The organism is uncultured Microbulbifer sp., assembly GCF_947504145.1.
Lineage (GTDB): Bacteria > Pseudomonadota > Gammaproteobacteria > Pseudomonadales > Cellvibrionaceae > Microbulbifer.
This window is the reverse complement of the sequence record NZ_CANNGQ010000006.1, coordinates 92048-107791: the sequence shown is the minus strand read 5'-3', so window position 1 is coordinate 107791 and position 15744 is coordinate 92048. Positions and strand designations below refer to the sequence as shown.

Below are 15744 nucleotides of genomic sequence, written 5' to 3'. Positions count from 1 at the left end.
TTTTGCGCGGGTCGCTGCGCTCCTATTTTCGCGCAAAACGCGCACAAGGCAAGCTGCCCCTGCCGGCGGCGTTATGCAATCATGAAAAAAATCATAGCAACAATCACGTTTTCAATTATTTCGTCCTTCTCCTTTGGATTTCAGTGTGGGCCTGAGAGGAGCGAGGAAGAGAAATTCCGAGAAGCCGAATCTGTATTGCTGTTCCAGGTGACAGCAACAGAGTTAAAAACCACACAGTTTGATGGTCAAGAACTTAGATACAGCCAAGCCACCTATCGCATGATAGAGTCCTTTAAAGGATCGCAAGAGAAAGAAGGTAAAGTTGTTGAAGTCTTAGGGTATGGCACTGGCTTGGTTGGCTTGATCCCTGGCATCTATTATTTGGCATATGTCGGTGAGAGCAATGAGTACGCCAAATACCCTTGGCTCACTATTTGTGACGTTGAGATGTCAACTTTTAATATCGAGGGAGAAGAGTTCGAGAAGAAATTCAAGAAACTCAGGTCCCTCAAATAAATGCATAACAAACAGCAGCAGAGCGACAGCCAAAGCTACGCACCTTTTGTGTTACTCGCTGGCGCTCAAACATTAACACAAAATGTGCTCCGCGCTGGCTGCGCCTGCGCTGGGCGTTAGTGTTTTTTACAGCAGTGGCATTTTGGGTGTTGGTTTTCGGAAAGTTCCGCGCATTAAACGGTGGTGCCGGCGCGCGGTGTGGTAAAAATTAGCAGCGTGAAATCGAGGCCGCACTATTTGGCATCGGCAATCCGGCTTTTGAATATTTTCCGGCATCTCTATTTGTGCCGTGCCGCTTACAGATAATCGTCGGCTTCGCCCACGGTGGGAAACTGAAGATCTCTGCCAGTAGTGGCGGCACCGCACAGAGGTTTTTCCAAGTACGGAAAGGCCTATTCGCGTTCGTTCTTTGCGGTGGTAACATCAAGCCAAGAAGTGCTAAAGCGAGTTATCAGTGCCCCGAAACACTAACAAGCTGCGGCAGAGCGACAGCCAACACTACGCGCCTTTTGTGTTACTCGCTGTCGCTCAAACATCAACACAAAAGGCGCTCCGCGTTGGCTGCGCCTGCGCAGGGCGTTAAGTGTTCATGAAAATCGAAGAAATATCTAAAGTAGAGATAATAGAAAACGGTGAGTTGTATGTCATTCTGAAGAGTGGTGGTCAGCCGACGTATCAGTATATATATCGTGAAGCTGCCGAGGTGTACTGGGATGAAAGCCAAAAGGGCTTTAAATCTCCACCGCCAAGAAAATGGAGGCATTCTGAGTGGTACCAGCATATTGTAAGCGTTGCGGCTTCAGGCTTGGGTATTTCTCTGAGGCTCACAAAAAATACAGTCTGGAGTAACGTTCCAGAAAGAACAAAAACAGATATCCATGCCACGACCAACACTTAACAAACGCAGGCAGTTTGCTCCGGCCCTTCGGGCCTCCGCGGGACGCCCAACGCTATGCACATTTTGTGCGGGTCGCTGCGCTCCCAGTTTCGCACAAAACGTGCACAGCATTGGCCGCCCCTGCTGCGGGCGTTAAGTGTCATAAGGATTAAAAAATGGCGTTAAATTTCTATGATCAGTCTGGATCTCCAATAGCCTATTCCGAAGATGGAATCCACATTTACCTCTTTACTGGTCAGCCCGCGGCATATTTATCGGGTAATACTGTATATGCGTTTAGTGGTGCTCATATTGGTTGGTTTGAAGATGGCTGGATTAGAGATACTCGTGGCGGATGCGCATTTTTCTCAGAGAGCGCAAAGGGTGGCCCGGTAAAACCAGTGAAGCACGTTAAGCCGGTAAAGGGGGTAAAACACGTAAAGCCTGTTAAAGGAGTGAGGGCGGTTAAAAGTGTAAAAGCCGTAAAATCACTGTCTTGGTCTCCTCTCTCTGGGGTCCAGTTCTTTCATAGCTAAAAAACACTTAACAATCGCAGGCAGTTTGCTCCGGCCCTTCGGCCCTTCGGCCCTTCGGCCCTTCGGCCCTTCGGCCCTTCGGCCCTTCGGGCCTCCGCGGGACGCCCAACGCTACGCACATTTTGGGCGGGTCGCTTCGCTCCCAGTTTCGCACAAAATGTGCATAGCATTGGTCGCCCCTGCTGCGGGCGTTATGTTCTGAGGCCCTAGGATCGGAGGTAAACGTCATGGAATCAAAAAAAGCAGCGTCTATTTTTGTGGCTGTTTATATACTATTTTCGCTAATATCGTTTTCAATTGGTCCATGGGTGAGTAGTTTTATTGACGTTCCAATCACATGGATAGGAATTTTTCTTGGGCCTACCAGCTTTTTATTGAATGTAGAAAGTTACCTATTTAAAGAGATATATTTAATTTCCACATTATGTTTCTTAGCGGCTATTGGATTGATAATCTACATCCCTAGAAATAGGCTTCTGAAGTGCATCGTGGGAGTTTCCTGGTTAGCTTGCGGCTATATAGGAGTCGGATTCTTTCTTGGGCTCCAGCAAATTTAGGCTGCGGCACAAGTGAATGAACATAACAATCAGCGGCAGAGCGACAGCCAACGCTACGCCTTTTGCGTTACTCGCTGGCGCTCAAACATTAACACAAAATGCGCTCCGCGCCGGCTGCGCCTGCGCTGGGCGTTATGTGTCATTGAGTTTATGAGCATCGAGATAGATAAAATCAGAAAATTGGAGCACAGAAAGCAACTGCTCTTACTTCCAGTCGCGATTGTATTTACGTGTGTTTGGGTAGCGCTTTATGTGTTTCATGTAAGAACCGACATCCATGTGTCCGGAAATCACCTTTGGGGTATTTCAAAATACATTTGGCTGAATACCGCCATAGTTTTCTGTGGCCTGGCTATTTGCAGCATATTTTCCTTATTCTCTAGATTACTATTATGGTCTCGTTTAAAAGGCATACCGAATTTTCGCGTGAAAAAAGGAGTCGCTGTAGCTCAATTGGCGAAGTGCATGTTAGTTGCAGTTGTCTCTTCCGTTACCTTCATGATTTTGCAGCAGCTTATCTTTGATAATGTGCAATGGATCAATCGCCAACTGTTAGTCGATTCTGGAGCAGTGGAATTGGTCTCTTTTTATATGTGGCTTATGGGTACATTTCTTATCCTGGGGGCGTATGGTGGCTACTTGGTTTTATCAATTAAGGCACCGTTCCAGTTCGTAAAAAATAATGAGATTCACATTGACTTCAGCGCCAATGACGGTGGTACCACATAACAAACAGCGGCAGAGCGACAGCCAACGCTACGCATCTTTTGTGTTACTCGCTGGCGCTCAAACATTAACACAAAAGATGCTCCGCGCTGGCTGCGCCTGCGCTGGGCGTTATGCATCTAGTACCGGTTATTTATCGTTACTCTACTAGTTGAAGGAACATTTTTAATGAAAACATTTTTGGTTCTTTTCGGGGTTTTTTTGTCAATGTCGGTTTCTGCGAGTAACCAATCTTTCTTCGAGGTGGGCGTCGGAAGCCAGTTTGGAGGATTGTTGGGCGCTAAATACGCTGTAGCTGCTGGTGAAAACAGATACTTTCTTGGTGCAGGCGTGTCGGATTTCCGGGGGACATCGGGTAGGGAGTATGGGGTTTCCCTTGGCTGGGAGAGAGCCTTAAGTCGGAAGCATTCTTTAGGAGCATTTGTTCTTACTAAAAACTACGATGTATATACTCCTACTACTTTTTCTCAGGAAGCAGGACTTCAGCCTGGTACATTGGAGTCTGTTGTTAGTAATTACATTGCCGGTTCGTACACATTCTATTTCAATGGCAGCGATAGCCAAAGCGTAGTAGCTGGTGCGAGTATCGGTAAGAAATACATTCATTCAGACTTTAATACTGGGTTAAAGTCTGAGATGACTTTTGGTTTTCAGTTGGGCTATCAGTTCTAAACTACATAATAATGCGAGGTATTTCGTTCCAGCCCTCTACCGGACAGCTTACAGTGTGCACTTTATGCATGGTTGCTGCGCTCCCATTTTCGCGCACAAGGTGCACAAGGTGCGTCCGTCCCTGAGCACGACGTTATGTGATAACAATATGAAACAAAGACAGTTAGTAGTTTTGTCGGTAGTTGCGTTACCGCTTATTCTGGTTTTTTTTATGTGTAAAGAGTGCCGAAAGCTGGGGAATGCTTGCCGATAATGAAAATGTTCGAGCTTCATACATGCTATGGGCATCAGACGTTCGTGCTGGAAAGTACACAGATGCTGAGATATCAGAAAAGTTTTTAACTCTGGCAAAAGCAGAGGAAGAGTTGATGAAAGGATCTTCTCTTGTGAGGTCAAGTTACATCTTTTGGGGTATTGTGTTTTCCGCCATTGCAGTATTACAGTGGATTCTCCTCCGCCGAGCGCTGAATACACATAACGATCACAGGCAGTAAAGCTCCTCCCCTTCGGGCCTCCGCGGGACGGCGTACCTTGTACACCCCTTCATTTAGCTGACTTTGAGGTGTTTAGATCTGATGAAAAGATATTCTATGTTCAAAGTTTTGTGCCCCCAGTTTGCTCCACTCGCGCTTTTATTCCTCGTTTCTCCGGTGTTGTCTCAAGACAGAGGTTTGCCGGAAGGTGAGGGTAGGGAGCTTGTGGAAACCCAGTGCTCGGCTTGCCACCCTGTTAGCCGGATTACTCAAAGCCTCGGATATAGCCGCGATGACTGGCTTGCGTTATCCGCGACGATGGTTGATATCTCCGCTGAACCGAAGCGCCGCGATATCATTGCTGACTATTTGGCGACCTATTTTCCGCCAAACGATCGCAGAGCGCCGACCATTGTGGATGGTGACGTCCAGGTCTCTTTCCGGGAGTGGGTCGTTCCAACATTGGGGCAGCGTGCACGTGACCCTGTGGAGGCACCTGATGGTAGCGTTTGGTGGGCGGGTCAGTGGGGGAACCTTATAGGTCGGATCAATCCCCTAACCGGCGAAATGCGCGAGTTTCCACTGCCTACCGGGGCTATGCCGCACTCCGTGACGCCGGATATCGATGGCAACGTGTGGTACACGGGAAATAAGAACGCCACAATTGGCAGGCTGAACCCGGCTAATGGTGACATTCAAGTTTACGACATGCCCGATGCCTCGGCGCGAGATCCTCATACAGCGGTTTTTGATACTGGTGGGACCCTCTGGTTTACGCTTCAGCATGCAAATCAAATTGGCCGGCTCGACCCGGGTACCGGCAAGATCAGTCTGGTAGAGATGCCGCGATCCGGCGCGCGACCATACGGCATTAAGATTGATGCTGCGGGCAATCCCTGGGTCGCCTGTAATGGGGGCAATTGCCTGGTTCGCGTTGACCCCAAAACGATGAATCTCACGGAAATCAAGCTGCCTAATGTACAGACCCGTGTTCGGCGACTTGATATTGCAGATGACGGCATGATTTGGTATGTCAACTCCGGGCGTGGTCGATTGGGTCGCTTTGATCCACTCAGTGGAGAGATCCGCGAATGGCCTTCACCGAGTGGAGCCGGCTCTCACCCGTACGCGATCGCGGTGGTGGATGGAGCCGTCTGGTACAACGAGTCAGGTATGCGGCCCGATACCCTGGTGCGTTTTGACCCTGAGACAGAGACGTTCCAGAGCTGGCCTATTCCGTCGGGTGATTTCTATGCGGGTATTGTGCGTCATATGCGTCCGACCGATGAGGGCAACCTGCTTATTCATCAGAGTGCCACCAATCGTATCATTGAGGTAACCATTGGGGACTGATTGCTCATACGCTGTTGTAGTGGTTCCATTCGTAACCGGGCTTTTCCAAGCAGGGATGTCACTGGGGATATCAAGGCGTATTACTCCGCGTGCGTAACCTGTACGTTTTACGCTTCGATATCCGCCAGCATCAGTTCCCGTATTACCGGCACGGGCGCATTACCATAGCTCAGAAACTTTTCGTGAAATTCTTTTAGGTCAAAATCATCCCCCTGAATCTCCTTGATTTCATCTCGCAGCGCCATGATGTCCATATAACCGGCAAAGTAGCTGGTAAGTTGAACCTGACTGAGGGTGGCTCGACGCCATTTTCCCTGGGCTTCGGACTGTTGCTGGAACCCCTGTTTCATCATTAAATCCATGGCCTGCTGTTCGGTCATGCCTTTAACCTGAATGGAGTAATCCAGAATGGTGTTGATCACGGTGCGAAGGTTCCACTTGTAATACATCATCCAGAGTTCTGGGGAGAAGTCGCCGTAGCCGGCTTCCAGCATCATCCGCTCGGTATATACCGCCCAGCCTTCAATCATCGCGCCATTGCCGAGGATATTCTTGATCAGGCTCGGCGATTTATTCGCGTATACAAGTTGAGTGTAATGTCCCGGTATGGCTTCGTGGATATTCAGAATCTGCATCAGATAGGCGTTGTATTCTCGCAGAAAGCTCTCTGCGCGATCGTCAGGAAGATCTTCAATCGGCATGACGTTGTAATAGGTGTTGGCATCTTTGTCGTAGGGCCCTGGTGCGTTGATTGATGCTACGGCGAATCCGCGCATATAGGCTGGGGTAGTGCGCACCACCAGCGGTTTTTCAGCATCCAGTGACAGCAGATTCTTTTCTTCAACAAATGCCACCAGCTCGGGAATCTGTGCCTCTACTGATGCTTTGAAGTTCTCTTTGGTGGCATGATTTTCGGAAAGCTTTTCCAGTACCAGAGAAATTTTTTCGAGAATGTCATTGGGTTTCGATTCATTTTTGAAATGTTTTGGCCAGAGCTTGTTCGCCAGGTCATCCATTTCCAGGTGTAATTTGTCTTTCTCACGCATCGCTCGTTGATAGAGCTGTTTTCCTGTCATGCCAATCTGGATGTCGTACGCGAATTTCTCTTCATAGAGTTTGTCGCCGATGCGGAAGTCGCGAAAATCATCAACTTTTTCCCGGCTGGCATGGAGAGTCTGCAGGTGAACAACATACCCTTCAATGGCTTCACGCGTGGCGGCAAGGCGGCTTTTGAAGAGTTCTTTTTCTTTATCGGAAAGGCCGCTGGCTTCCAGTTTTTTTTCCGTCTCTTCGCCAAACACCGACTGTGATCCTTCATTTTGTTGTATGGCGAGGATGAGCTGTGGCGATGCGGGCTTCGAAAGGGACTGTTCCGCCGCAGCGTAGTAGGCTGGCACCATTTGCATGCGATTGCTGAAACTGCGCAACCGGTCGTCCAGCGGTGCGTAGTCTGTATTCAGAATCAGAGCGAACCCGTGAGAAACGTTGTAGTTAGCGGGGTTCCACTCATGTGGCTTGAATTCAGTGAGGTTCCAGACCGTCTCGTCGAGAAAATTGTGAATCAGGGCCAGATCGGTACGTGCATTTTCGCTCAGAGCTTCGGGCTTGAAGCGCGAAAACTGGTTTCGGTATTCGCGGGCAAAGCCGAGAACTTTCTGGCGATAATTTTTGTCCGGTATTTCAAGTTGTTCCGCAACCTGATAGTAGCCATTGGTGAGTGCCCAGGTGGGAAACAGCCGCCACATGCGCTCGACCATCTGGTTGCTGAGCGTCTGGAACTCTTTTTCTGTCGTAGCGTTTTTCTTACCTGAGGGTCTCTTGTTAGTGTCCACTTCGCTTGCCGAGGGTGTATTGGCGCCGCTATTATCGCCAGTGGCTGGTGGTGTCGGCTGTGCGCTTTTTTCCCCACAACCATGAAGGGCAGTGGCCAGGATGGCGGCGGTAATCAGGTGTTTCATGGGTATCTCGAATTTTTGGCGGAATCTGCTCAAAAACTAGCACAGTCGACTTATAGTTATCGGTTGTTACGGCATTTATTTTGTGTGATCCAGGTCGCCTTGTTTCACATTGAGGCGGGGGCTAAAGTGGCAAAACCTGAATTTGTGGCCGAGTGCCGCGTTTCGATCCGATCAAATTTGTATTGTTATGAAAGGAGTCTGGTATGACAGAACTGGCAGCACAGGCGTGTGAGGCCTGCAGGGCCGATGCGCCACTGGTCTCGGATGAAGAACTGGCGGAGCTGATACGAGAGATCCCGGACTGGACGCCGGAGACCCGGGATGGCGTGATGCAGCTGGAGCGAGTGTTCAAGTTTCGCAACTTCAAGCAGGCACTGGCATTTACCAACCGGGTGGGTGAGATTGCCGAAGAAGTGGGCCACCATCCCGCGTTGCTTACCGAGTGGGGCAAGGTGACGGTGACCTGGTGGAGCCACGAAGCTGGCGGCCTGCACAAAAATGATTTCATCATGGCGGCCCGGACCGACAAACAGCTGGATCAGGACTGAGCCCCGGCGAACTCGCCAGCGGCGAGGTTCTTTCGGCGTGCGACCGTGTGAGCCCGGTAGGCTAGCCTGCCGGGTGCCGATGGAGTCTGCCCGATTCGTTCGATGTATAACGAGTAACAAAGAAGGACCACAATGCTGAAGATGAAAGCCACCTGCGAGCGCTGCAGTGCCAAGCTCGGCCTTTCCGATCGGGCCTTTATCTGTTCCTACGAATGTACTTTCTGCCCTGTGTGTACGGAAGCACTGAAACAGGAGTGCCCCAACTGCCAGGGAAACCTGGTTCTTCGTCCGGGTCGCCGCACGTCACCCACCGAAGTGGCCAAGTCCGGTTTTAAAGCCAAGCTGGAAACTATTCTCCCCTGAGGCCGGCCGCTCTAAACACTCTATTGATGCGTTGCCAGTGAACGTCTAATCACGCGCGCTTCTGTGCCCACAGTAAAAACTCTCTGTTGCCATCACCGCCAGTGATCGGGCTTTCCATATACTTCTGGATGTTGAGATCCAGTTTGTCACATAGTGCGTACATCTTTTCCTGAACGCCCTGGTAGAGCGCCGGGTCGCGTACCAGTCCACCCTTGCCGATGCCCTCGGGACCCACTTCAAACTGGGGTTTGACCAGACTCAGTAGGTGGCTGCCGGTTTTCATCAGTGGGGGCAACTGGGGCAGGATCAGGGTCTGGGAAATAAACGAAACGTCCATTACTACGGCGTCGAAGCCCTGGTCGGCAAATGGGGCTATCTGTGCAGCAGTGAGGTAGCGGGCGTTGACACCCTCGAACAGGTGCATTTGTGGGTTTTCCCGCAGAGGCTTGGCCAGCTGCCCGTGGCCGACATCTACGCCGACGACCTGTGCGGCACCACGTTGTAGCAGGCAATCGCTGAATCCGCCGGTGGAGCAGCCCACGTCCAGAGCGTGCCAGCCGGTAGGATCGAGTCCGGTATCGTCCAGTACCCCAGCGAGCTTCAGGCCCGCGCGGGAAACGTACTGGTCTTCTGGCAAGGCTTCCACCTGGATTCGGGAGTCTTCACTCAGGGATTGGCTGGCCTTGCTGGCCGAGTGCCAGTGGTGACCGTCGGAAACCCGTACACGCCCGGCATCGATCAATTTGCGGGCATGGGTTCTCGAGCTGGCGAGCTGTTGCTGGACCATCAACAGGTCGAGACGGATCATGGATGCTACTCACTATAGTAATGGGGGCGACTGGGTTGGAGGTGTGCTCGGGTGCCATGCTAACCTCTGCTCCCTGCACAGAGAAGACTCTGATAAAGCCACATTTTCATTTCGGAACGGAATAACAGGAGTTGGCGTTAGATGGCGAAAAACATGCTGAGCAAGTTCAGAGTGCGTAAGGGGAAGGTTTTCGAGGCCCCGCTGGAACACGCATTTGGCCGCCTTGTCACGCCATTTGAAGAGTTCATTCATCGCCAGAGCAGCAGTGGCGTGTTGCTGATGGCCTGCGCCGTCATCGCGTTGGTCATTGCAAATTCTCCCTGGCAGGAATGGTACAAGCACCTTCTGCACCTCCCTGTGGGTTACAGCTTTGGCGATTGGTCGCTCTCCATGAGCTTCCATCACTGGATCAACGATGGCCTGATGGCCATCTTCTTCCTGCTGGTCGGGTTGGAGTTGAAGCGGGAGTTTCTCGTTGGTGAACTCTCTGAAGTGAAACATGCGGTGCTGCCAGTGATGGCGGCTATTGGCGGCATGGTGGTGCCGGCGCTGATCTTTTACGCCATGAATGGTGGCACGCCGGCTGAGCGCGGCTGGGGTATTCCCATGGCCACAGACATTGCTTTCGCCGTGGGGTGTATTGCCATACTCGGCAACCGGGTGCCGCGGGCGGTGGTGACCTTTCTGGTTGCGCTGGCCATTGTGGACGACCTCGGTGCCATCCTGGTGATTGCCATCTGGTACACGGAAGACGTCAATACCACAGCCCTGATGGCCGCCTGTGCGCTGGTGGCGGTGCTCTGGCTGCTCAAGTTTGCCGGCGTGCGCCGTTCTGCCGGGTATATTTTTGTGGGTATCCTGCTGTGGTATGCCCTCTATATTACCGGTGTACACGCCACACTCGCGGGCGTGATCACTGCCATGGCGATCCCCGCCAAGCCCAAGTACGACCCGGTGGCATTCAGTACCTTCGTAAAAGATATCATCCGCAGCTTTGACCGCTGCTTTCGTCCTGGCGACAAAATTATTGCCAACGATGCATTGCGTGCACGAGTGACGGCGCTGGATAAAGGCATTCACCTGGTGCAGTCGCCTCTGCAGCGAATGGAAACCCGCCTGCACATCCCAGTGGCCTTTGTCGTGGTCCCCATTTTTGCACTGGCGAATGCGGGTATTCCCATCGACAGTTTCACCAGTTATACAGCGGTGTTCAATCCGCTGACGTTAGGGGTGATCTGCGGTCTGGTGTTCGGCAAGCTGATCGGGATTGTTGGCGCTACCTGGATTGGCTGGAAGCTGGGATGGGGAGAGCTGCCCAAGTCTTCCACCTTCCATCACATCATCGGTGTCGCCCTGCTGGGCGGAATCGGTTTTACCATGTCGATCTTTATTTCCGAGCTGGCATTTGCCGGCGATGAAAAGATGCTGATTCAGGCGAAGGCCGGCGTTTTGCTGGCATCCATCATTGCCGGTGTTGCGGGCTTCCTGGTGTTGCGTCGTGCACCGATCGAGGAATCTACCCAGGGCGACCAGGCTCCGCATCTGGATTCACCCACCACCGACGTGAAACCCGGACAGAGTAAAGTGCAGGATAGCGAAAGCGAAAAGGGCGCGGGTGAAGATGCTGTCGAGGACAAGGATGGGCACCGCAAGCTGCCCTGAGGTTGGCACCTGTTAGGGCAGGGCAAGCCAGCCAATGGCCGCCAGGGCACTCCAGGCAACCAGTGCGCAGCCTAGCTGCCAGTTGCGTGGGGTCTTACTGAGGATGCCGGAGCCGTAGACAACACCAACGCACAACCCCAGCAGTAAAAGGCTGGTCTGCCCGGTGCTGGGGGGCGTTCCATTTTTGTACAGCAGCAGTGGCCAGAAGGTGATGACAAGGCTCACCAGAAGCGCGACGACAAAGGTGGTGATTCGCAGTATTTTCATTTGCGCTGCACTGCTGCTCACTTCTCTACCGTCAGTCTTCAAATTCGGCTTCATGTCGGTCCATATCCTCGGTGACCTCCAGCCACAGCGCATTGACCACGGCGAAGGAACAGGCGAGCAGTACGCCGAGTATCCATGCGAAATACCACATCGGGTTTTCTCCTGACAGAATTCAATAACTGCTGTGTGAGTTGTCTTCGATGTATTCCCGCGTTACCCGCCCGAACATTTTGCGGTAACACCAGAAGGTATACATCAGAATGATGGGTACAAAGATGACGGCGGCGGCGAACATCAGTCCCAGGGTCAGCTGGCTGGATGTGGCGTCCCACATGGTGAGGCTGATATCCGGGTTGCGGGAAGAGGGCATGACGAACGGAAAAAGTGCTACTCCGGCGGTCAGTATCACGCAGGTGACAGAAAGCGCACTGGTGAGAAAGACCAGCACATTTTCCATGCGCGACAACAGCCAGGTAGCCGCGGCCATCATTAGCCCGAGCAGGGGGATGCTCCACAGCAGAGGGTGAGCAAAATAGTTCGCCTGCCAGCCGCTGTTGCCATAGGCCACGGTTTTCATCAGCGGGTTGATGCGGTCTCCCACGGGCTTCATTTCAACAATGTGCATACCGTCGATACCGACCAGCAGCCAGATCCCCGCCAGTAAAAACAGTCCGATAACAGCGAGTGCCGACAGCTCGGTCGCCCGCTGTGCCCGGGTGTGCAGCAGGCCGCGGGTTTTCAGTTGTAGCCAGGCGCCACCGTGCATGGCGAGCATGGCCACAGAAAGCAGGCCGCTGATCAATGCAAAGGGGTGCAAGAGCGCCCAGAAGGAGCCGTGATAGCTGGGGCGGAGCAGGTCGTCCAGTTCGAAAGGCAGCCCCAGCAGAAGGTTGCCAAAGGCGATGCCAAAAATTAGCGGCGGTATTACGCCGCCGATGGTCAGCCCCCAGTCCCACATATCGCGCCAGCGCGGGTCGTCAATTTTGGCGCGGTAATCGAAGCCTGCCGGCCGGAAAAAAAGGGCCAACAAGGTGATCAGCAGAGCAACGTAGAGCCCCGAAAAGGCTGCGGCGTAGACCATGGGCCAGGCGGCAAAAATGGCACCGCCGGCGGTAACAAACCACACCTGATTGCCTTCCCAGTGAGGGCCAACCGAGTTGATCATGATCCGCCGGTCCATGTCGGTTTTGCCGATAACTCGCAGCAGCATGCCCACGCCCATATCAAAACCGTCGGTGACGGCGAAGCCAATCAGCAGTACGCCGATCAGTGCCCACCAGGCCAATTTCAGCGTTTCGTAATCCATTGTGCGCCTCCGTTCGGGTTCAGGTCTGGGCCCGCGGCGTTTCCGGGTTCAGTTCAAAGTGGTATTTGCCGGTGCCCAGGCTCGACGGGCCGAGTCGGGTAAACCGCAGCATCAGATACACCTCAATAACGGCCAGTGCGGTATAGAAGGCGATGATTGCGGTAAGGCTGCCGATGACCTCGCCGCGGGTTATCGAGGATGCTGACATATAGGTGGGAAGTACTTCCGCAATGGACCAGGGCTGGCGTCCGGATTCCGCAACAATCCATCCGCACTCGGCGGCAATCCACGGCAACGGCAGGGCCCACAGGCAGGTATACAGGACCGCCCGGTTGCCGGCACTGCGATGGCGTGTGGATTGAATAAATGCCGCGATAAATACAAACAGCATGATGAAGCCCGAGGCCACCATAATACGGAAGCACCAGAACAGGGGGGCAACTCTGGGAATGGAGCGCTCTGCGGCCATCCTGATCTGCTCATCCGTCGCGTCGGTTACTTTTTCGGTGTAGCGCTTGAGTAGCAGGCCGTAGCCCAGATCGGCCTGCAAATCGGCAAAAGCGTTTTTGGTTTCCTGGCTGGTGTCACCGCCGCGCAATTGCTCCAGCAGGGCGAAGGCCTGCATGCCGCGGCGTATTCGCTGTTCGTTTTCCGGAATAATCCGGTCGAACCCCATGACTTCTTCGTCGAGGGAGCGGGTGGCGATAATCCCGAGTGCCCAGGGGATTTTTACTTCCCAGTGATTTTTCTTTTCTTCCTGATCTGGAATCGCGAACAGGGTGAAGGAGGCTGGTGGTTTTTGTGTCTCCCACTCGGCCTCCACCGCAGCGAGCTTGACCTTTTGCACATCCCCCACGGTGTAGCCGCTTTCGTCGCCGAGCACGATGACCGACAGGATAGACGCCAGGCCGAAGCTGGCAGCGATGGCGAATGATCGGCGCGCAAACGGAATGTCCCGCCGTTTCAACAAGTAATAGGAGGATACGCTGAGTACAAACATGGCGCCGGTGACGTAGCCCGCGGCCACGGTGTGCACAAATTTTACCTGGGCAACCGGGTTGAACAGCACGTCGCCAAAACTTGTCAGCTCCATGCGCATGGACTCGAAATTGAATTCAGCGCCCACCGGGTGCTGCATCCAGCCGTTGGCAATGAGGATCCACAGGGCGGACATATTCGAGCCGATGGCCACCATCCAGGTGACGACGAGATGCTGGACTTTACCCATCCGGTCCCAGCCAAAAAAGAACAGCCCGATAAAGGTGGACTCCAGAAAGAAGGCCATCAACCCCTCGATCGCCAGGGGAACCCCGAAAATATCACCTACATAGTGGGAGTAGTAACTCCAGTTGGTGCCGAACTGGAATTCCAGCGTCAGCCCTGTCGTCACACCAAGCGCAAAGTTGATACCAAACAGCTTGCCCCAGAATTTGGTCATGTCCTTATAGATGGCTTTACCCGTCAGGACATAGCAGGACTCCATGATCGCCAGCAGAAAAGACAGCCCCAGAGTCAGCGGGACAAATAAAAAGTGATACAGCGCCGTGAGGCCAAACTGCAGGCGAGACAGGTCGACGACGACTTCATCGATCACTTAACGCTCCTTGTTCTCGGCGTGTGGTTCCGCAGGGGAAGCCGCCGGCTTCGGTTTGTCAGAGAAAAAGCGCTCGGGAGCGGGCACCGTAGTTTCCGGGTCCGGGCTGAAGTAATGAATCTTGATCAGGGTGATCAAGATGAGCTTGATGATCAGAACCGCGCCGAGCTCGACCAGCAGGCGACGATCGGAAAACGACATGGTGTTCCCATTTTATTAGTCACGCATTAAGCCACCGCGCGGCGTAATTTTAGCAACGATGTGAGAACGTGCCGGGAACCAGCGACGCTTTGGCGCCGGGTCTCTTGTGGTGGCGCCGTTCACGATGTAATGCGGGTTGCGCCCCTTGCTTCGCAGGAGGGAGGAGGCGCGATAAAGTCGTATAAATAAATGTCGCGCAGGAGCAAATGAGCTCGCTATACTCGCGCCAAGTCGCCGGTTTCCGGCAGGGAGAAGCGGACAAAATGCAACAGACTGAACAGTTTATTGACCTTCTGAAACTACTGGTGCGCAGCCCCAGTGTCGTGGGTGCCGAGCACTCGTTTTTTCGGGTGCTGCAGCGGGAGCTGGAAGAGCGGGGCGCACATGTCACCTGGTATGAAGGCCTGCTGGTCGCCCAGGGGCAGCGCCCCAACAGCGCCAAACTCTCCGCGCATATCGATCGCCACGGCTTGATCTGCACCGGCCCCAACGAGTTTCAGTACGCCGCCTTTGTGTCAGGGCGGCGTTCGGACCTGCTGGGTAACTCCGTATCGGAAAAGCTGATGACCAAAATCGTCGACCGGTTCCAGGGGGTTCAGGTAACCGCCTATGAACCCTGGTCTGGCTCCTATTTTGGCTCTGGAACCATCCGCCGGGCTTATGTGTGTGGTTACCGCAACAACCTCATTTTTGAGGTGGCGGGGCTGGAGCATGTGGTGGCGGGGACGCCGGTGGCCTTCACTGATCGCCTGGAGATCAACGACGGGATACTGAGTGCACAATTGGATAATGTGCTGACAGCCGCACACCTGGTGCATCTGTACAGTCTGGGCTTTCAGGGCACGGCGTTTTTTACCGCACAGGAAGAATCGGGCAGTAGCTGGCGCTATCTGCTGGAGTGGTTCCGGCGGTTTAACGGCGGCACCGACAAACTCATTGTGGTGGACACCAGTCCCTATCCGGACCGTGCCAGCGCCGATGCCCAACAGGTGGTCCTGCGCCGGCGGGATGCCAACGCGGAATTTCATCCCGAGACCACCGCGCGCCTGGCGCAGCTGTGCGATGCACAGGGCATTACCTACAGCTATAAAGACGCGTATATCGAATCGCAAAACCAGAAAGCCGTCGTCGAGGGACAGGAACCTCAGTCCCTGGGCAGCACCGAGCTGGGACGAATCGTCGATGCGTCATCGGGGTTCGTGCAGGGCACTACGCTGCAGATCCCAACCACCGGGTACCACACGATGGAGGAATCCGCTTCAGTGGCCGCCAACAGTGCCTTCAGTGATCTGCTGGTTGCTGTCGCTGCGGATCACTGACGACCACT

18 protein-coding genes are annotated in these 15744 nt (G+C 53.4%); 11 read left to right on the top strand and 7 right to left on the bottom strand.

Annotated elements, in window-relative coordinates; translation table 11 throughout:
* From Q1A74_RS17660 to Q1A74_RS17630, 7 genes are all read left to right on the top strand, one after another.
* The coding region (locus Q1A74_RS17660) for a hypothetical protein (RefSeq protein ID WP_299599455.1) at window positions 1-516 on the top strand (516 nt) is incomplete at its 5' end.
* A gap of 589 nt (window positions 517-1105) precedes the next feature.
* Window positions 1106-1414 carry a hypothetical protein gene (locus Q1A74_RS17655; protein ID WP_299599453.1) on the top strand — a complete coding sequence of 103 codons (309 nt, stop codon included), beginning with the start codon at window positions 1106-1108 and terminating at the stop codon, window positions 1412-1414.
* 155 nt (window positions 1415-1569) lie between these two features.
* Complete coding sequence (locus tag Q1A74_RS17650; protein ID WP_299599451.1) at window positions 1570-1929, top strand: 4-fold beta flower protein; 360 nt, start codon at window positions 1570-1572, stop codon at window positions 1927-1929.
* Window positions 1930-2498: 569 nt separating this feature from the next.
* Window positions 2499-3215 (top strand): hypothetical protein, encoded by a 717-nt coding sequence (locus Q1A74_RS17645; protein ID WP_299599449.1) that lies wholly within the window; start codon window positions 2499-2501, stop codon window positions 3213-3215.
* Between the two features lie 165 nt (window positions 3216-3380).
* Entirely contained in the window at window positions 3381-3884 is a 504-nt protein-coding gene (locus Q1A74_RS17640; protein WP_299599447.1) for a hypothetical protein, read from the top strand.
* A 239-nt stretch (window positions 3885-4123) separates the two neighbouring features.
* Window positions 4124-4378 carry a hypothetical protein gene (locus Q1A74_RS17635; protein WP_299599445.1) on the top strand — a complete coding sequence of 85 codons (255 nt, stop codon included), beginning with the start codon at window positions 4124-4126 and terminating at the stop codon, window positions 4376-4378.
* An 81-nt stretch (window positions 4379-4459) separates the two neighbouring features.
* Window positions 4460-5710, top strand: a complete 1251-nt coding sequence (locus Q1A74_RS17630) for a cytochrome C (protein WP_299599443.1) — start codon at window positions 4460-4462, stop codon at window positions 5708-5710.
* Between the two features lie 107 nt (window positions 5711-5817).
* Here the strand turns inward: Q1A74_RS17630 and Q1A74_RS17625 are convergent, their stop codons facing one another.
* Window positions 5818-7668, bottom strand: coding sequence for a DUF885 domain-containing protein (locus Q1A74_RS17625; protein ID WP_299599441.1), 1851 nt, complete (start codon window positions 7666-7668; stop codon window positions 5818-5820).
* A gap of 203 nt (window positions 7669-7871) precedes the next feature.
* On the opposite strand from Q1A74_RS17625, the gene Q1A74_RS17620 reads away from it, so the two are divergent.
* Together Q1A74_RS17620 and Q1A74_RS17615 are read left to right on the top strand one after the other, a co-directional pair.
* On the top strand, window positions 7872-8216 hold the full coding sequence (locus tag Q1A74_RS17620) for a 4a-hydroxytetrahydrobiopterin dehydratase (RefSeq protein WP_299599439.1): 345 nt from the start codon (window positions 7872-7874) through the stop codon (window positions 8214-8216).
* Window positions 8217-8348: 132 nt separating this feature from the next.
* A complete protein-coding gene (locus tag Q1A74_RS17615) occupies window positions 8349-8579 on the top strand; it encodes a DUF1272 domain-containing protein (RefSeq protein WP_299599437.1) in 231 nt (76 codons plus the stop codon).
* 49 nt (window positions 8580-8628) lie between these two features.
* Here the strand turns inward: Q1A74_RS17615 and Q1A74_RS17610 are convergent, their stop codons facing one another.
* A complete protein-coding gene (locus Q1A74_RS17610) occupies window positions 8629-9387 on the bottom strand; it encodes a TlyA family RNA methyltransferase (RefSeq protein ID WP_299599435.1) in 759 nt (252 codons plus the stop codon).
* Between the two features lie 141 nt (window positions 9388-9528).
* Here Q1A74_RS17610 and nhaA point away from each other — a divergent pair, with 141 nt between their 5' ends.
* Window positions 9529-11049: a Na+/H+ antiporter NhaA gene (gene nhaA / locus Q1A74_RS17605; RefSeq protein ID WP_299599433.1), complete on the top strand. Its 1521-nt coding sequence runs from the start codon at window positions 9529-9531 to the stop codon at window positions 11047-11049.
* Between the two features lie 12 nt (window positions 11050-11061).
* Here nhaA and Q1A74_RS17600 read toward each other — a convergent pair whose 3' ends face one another.
* The 5 genes from Q1A74_RS17600 to Q1A74_RS17580 are packed head-to-tail and all read right to left on the bottom strand — an operon-like array spanning window position 11062 to window position 14417.
* Window positions 11062-11316 (bottom strand): cyd operon YbgE family protein, encoded by a 255-nt coding sequence (locus tag Q1A74_RS17600; protein WP_299599431.1) that lies wholly within the window; start codon window positions 11314-11316, stop codon window positions 11062-11064.
* Window positions 11317-11347: 31 nt separating this feature from the next.
* Window positions 11348-11467, bottom strand: coding sequence for a cytochrome bd-I oxidase subunit CydX (cydX, locus tag Q1A74_RS17595; protein WP_299599429.1), 120 nt, complete (start codon window positions 11465-11467; stop codon window positions 11348-11350).
* Window positions 11468-11488: 21 nt separating this feature from the next.
* A complete protein-coding gene (gene cydB / locus Q1A74_RS17590; RefSeq protein ID WP_299599427.1) occupies window positions 11489-12622 on the bottom strand; it encodes a cytochrome d ubiquinol oxidase subunit II in 1134 nt (377 codons plus the stop codon).
* A gap of 19 nt (window positions 12623-12641) precedes the next feature.
* Window positions 12642-14216: a cytochrome ubiquinol oxidase subunit I gene (locus tag Q1A74_RS17585; protein ID WP_299599425.1), complete on the bottom strand. Its 1575-nt coding sequence runs from the start codon at window positions 14214-14216 to the stop codon at window positions 12642-12644.
* Window positions 14217-14417 carry a hypothetical protein gene (locus Q1A74_RS17580; protein WP_299599423.1) on the bottom strand — a complete coding sequence of 67 codons (201 nt, stop codon included), beginning with the start codon at window positions 14415-14417 and terminating at the stop codon, window positions 14217-14219.
* Between the two features lie 263 nt (window positions 14418-14680).
* Here Q1A74_RS17580 and Q1A74_RS17575 point away from each other — a divergent pair, with 263 nt between their 5' ends.
* Window positions 14681-15736 carry a peptidase M42 gene (locus Q1A74_RS17575; RefSeq protein ID WP_299599421.1) on the top strand — a complete coding sequence of 352 codons (1056 nt, stop codon included), beginning with the start codon at window positions 14681-14683 and terminating at the stop codon, window positions 15734-15736.
* The last annotated feature ends 8 nt before the right edge of the window (window positions 15737-15744 follow it).

What these genes read in the sequence shown, in the direction of transcription:
- Q1A74_RS17655 (WP_299599453.1), top strand. Translation starts at nt 1,106, where the DNA reads ATGAAAATCGAAGAAATATCTAAAGTAGAGATAATAGAAAACGGTGAG.
- Q1A74_RS17650 (WP_299599451.1), top strand. Translation starts at nt 1,570, where the DNA reads ATGGCGTTAAATTTCTATGATCAGTCTGGATCTCCAATAGCCTATTCC.
- Q1A74_RS17640 (WP_299599447.1), top strand. Translation starts at nt 3,381, where the DNA reads ATGAAAACATTTTTGGTTCTTTTCGGGGTTTTTTTGTCAATGTCGGTT.
- Q1A74_RS17635 (WP_299599445.1), top strand. Translation starts at nt 4,124, where the DNA reads ATGCTTGCCGATAATGAAAATGTTCGAGCTTCATACATGCTATGGGCA.
- Q1A74_RS17630 (WP_299599443.1), top strand. Translation starts at nt 4,460, where the DNA reads ATGAAAAGATATTCTATGTTCAAAGTTTTGTGCCCCCAGTTTGCTCCA.
- Q1A74_RS17625 (WP_299599441.1), bottom strand. Translation starts at nt 7,668, where the DNA reads ATGAAACACCTGATTACCGCCGCCATCCTGGCCACTGCCCTTCATGGT.
- Q1A74_RS17620 (WP_299599439.1), top strand. Translation starts at nt 7,872, where the DNA reads ATGACAGAACTGGCAGCACAGGCGTGTGAGGCCTGCAGGGCCGATGCG.
- Q1A74_RS17615 (WP_299599437.1), top strand. Translation starts at nt 8,349, where the DNA reads ATGCTGAAGATGAAAGCCACCTGCGAGCGCTGCAGTGCCAAGCTCGGC.
- Q1A74_RS17610 (WP_299599435.1), bottom strand. Translation starts at nt 9,387, where the DNA reads ATGATCCGTCTCGACCTGTTGATGGTCCAGCAACAGCTCGCCAGCTCG.
- nhaA (WP_299599433.1), top strand. Translation starts at nt 9,529, where the DNA reads ATGGCGAAAAACATGCTGAGCAAGTTCAGAGTGCGTAAGGGGAAGGTT.
- Q1A74_RS17600 (WP_299599431.1), bottom strand. Translation starts at nt 11,316, where the DNA reads ATGAAAATACTGCGAATCACCACCTTTGTCGTCGCGCTTCTGGTGAGC.
- cydX (WP_299599429.1), bottom strand. Translation starts at nt 11,467, where the DNA reads ATGTGGTATTTCGCATGGATACTCGGCGTACTGCTCGCCTGTTCCTTC.
- cydB (WP_299599427.1), bottom strand. Translation starts at nt 12,622, where the DNA reads ATGGATTACGAAACGCTGAAATTGGCCTGGTGGGCACTGATCGGCGTA.
- Q1A74_RS17580 (WP_299599423.1), bottom strand. Translation starts at nt 14,417, where the DNA reads ATGTCGTTTTCCGATCGTCGCCTGCTGGTCGAGCTCGGCGCGGTTCTG.
- Q1A74_RS17575 (WP_299599421.1), top strand. Translation starts at nt 14,681, where the DNA reads ATGCAACAGACTGAACAGTTTATTGACCTTCTGAAACTACTGGTGCGC.